The sequence below is a fragment of the Microbacterium sp. Leaf351 genome, from assembly GCF_001423825.1.
Taxonomy (GTDB): Bacteria; Actinomycetota; Actinomycetes; order Actinomycetales; family Microbacteriaceae; genus Microbacterium; species Microbacterium ginsengisoli.
In genome coordinates this window covers 80,328-81,917 of sequence record NZ_LMPK01000003.1, presented here as the reverse complement: position 1 = coordinate 81,917, position 1,590 = coordinate 80,328, and the positions used below count along the sequence as shown (strand labels likewise).

Genomic DNA, 1,590 nt, shown 5'->3' with positions numbered 1-1,590 from the left:
CCGTCTGGTCGATTAACACGGTGCGAACCGGGGGCACGGGGCATCCGTCACTGCCAGACTGACCCCGTGAGCGCGATCGAGAACTCGAAGGTCACCATCGTCGGCGCGGGAGCGGTCGGGTCGAGCGCCGCCTACGCCGCCCTCATCCGCGGGTCGGCGCGGCACGTCGCCCTGTACGACGTCGCGACCGAGAAGGTCGAGGCCGAAGTGCTCGACCTACAGCACGGCACCCAGTTCACCGGGTCGAGCGACATCATCGGCGGCAGTGACGTGAGCGTCGCCGAAGGCTCGCACGTCGTGGTGATCACGGCCGGCGCGAAGCAGAAGCCGGGGCAGACGCGCATCGAACTGGCCGGCGTGAACGCCGGCATCCTGCGCACGATGATGCCGCAGCTGCTCGAGGTCGCCCCCGACGCCATCTACGTCATCGTCACGAACCCGTGCGACGTGCTGACAGTGCTCGCGCAGGAGGCCACCGCCCTGCCGCCCGAGCGGATCTTCGCCTCCGGCACCGTGCTCGACACGTCCCGGCTGCGGGTGCGGCTCGCGCAGCGCGCCGGGGTGTCGCCGTCGAGCGTGCACGCCTACATCGTCGGCGAGCACGGCGACACCGAGTTCCCGCTGTGGTCGTCGGCCACGATCGGCACCGTGCCGATCCTCGACTGGCAGAGCGCGGGCCACCCGCCGATGACCGTCGACGAGCTCGACCAGATCGCCGTGGAGGTGCGCGACGCGGCCTACAAGGTGATCCAGGGCAAGGGCGCGACCAACTACGCGATCGGCCTGTCGAGCGCCCGCATCATCGAGGCGATCCTGCGCGACGAGCACGCCGTGATGCCCGTCTCGACCGTGCTGAGCGACTTCCACGGCGTCGATCGGGTCGCGCTCTCGGTGCCGTCGATCGTGAGTTCCCGTGGGGCGGTGCCGGTGCGCGAGAGCGCGTTCTCGCCCAGCGAGCTGGGCCTGCTGCGCCGCTCGGCCGACGCGCTCGGCGCCGTCGCCGCCTCGCTGCGATAGTCGCCGCGCCGGTCACCGCGCGGGGCGCCGATGTCGCACCCGCGACCTAACCTGGACGCATGCCGACCCGCAAGGCCGCTCCGCCCGCCTACCGCTGCACCGAGTGCGGGTGGACGACGGCGAAATGGGCCGGCCGCTGCGCCGAATGCCAGCAGTGGGGCACGGTCGTCGAGGCCGCCACCGAGACGGGCATCGTGCGGCAGGTCAGCGCGACCGCGCCGACGCGCTCGGCGCGACCGATCACGACGATCGACACCCGCGACGCCCCGCGACGCACGAGCGGGGTGGCCGAATTCGACCGTGTGCTCGGCGGCGGACTCGTGCCCGGGGCGGCGATCCTCCTCTCCGGCGAGCCCGGCGTCGGCAAGTCGACGCTGCTGCTCGAGGTCGCCGCGCAGAGCGCCCGCGCAGGCCGACGCGTGCTCTACGCGAGCGGCGAGGAGTCGACCGCTCAGGTGCGACTGCGGGCCGAGCGCACCGGCGCGCTGCACGACGAGCTCTACCTCGCCAGCGAGACCGACCTCGCCACGATCCTCGGCCACATCGACGAGACCCGACCCGACCTCGTCATCG

General features: G+C 72.3%; 2 protein-coding genes. Both read left to right on the top strand.

Annotated features, from left to right (window positions below; all coding sequences use genetic code 11):
• Window positions 1-66 precede the first annotated feature (66 nt).
• Window positions 67-1,017 (top strand): L-lactate dehydrogenase, encoded by a 951-nt coding sequence (locus tag ASG00_RS01875; RefSeq protein ID WP_056206424.1) that lies wholly within the window; start codon window positions 67-69, stop codon window positions 1,015-1,017.
• Between the two features lie 59 nt (window positions 1,018-1,076).
• Window positions 1,077-1,590: ATPase domain-containing protein (locus tag ASG00_RS16390; RefSeq protein WP_442922578.1), on the top strand; the 514-nt coding region annotated here is incomplete at its 3' end.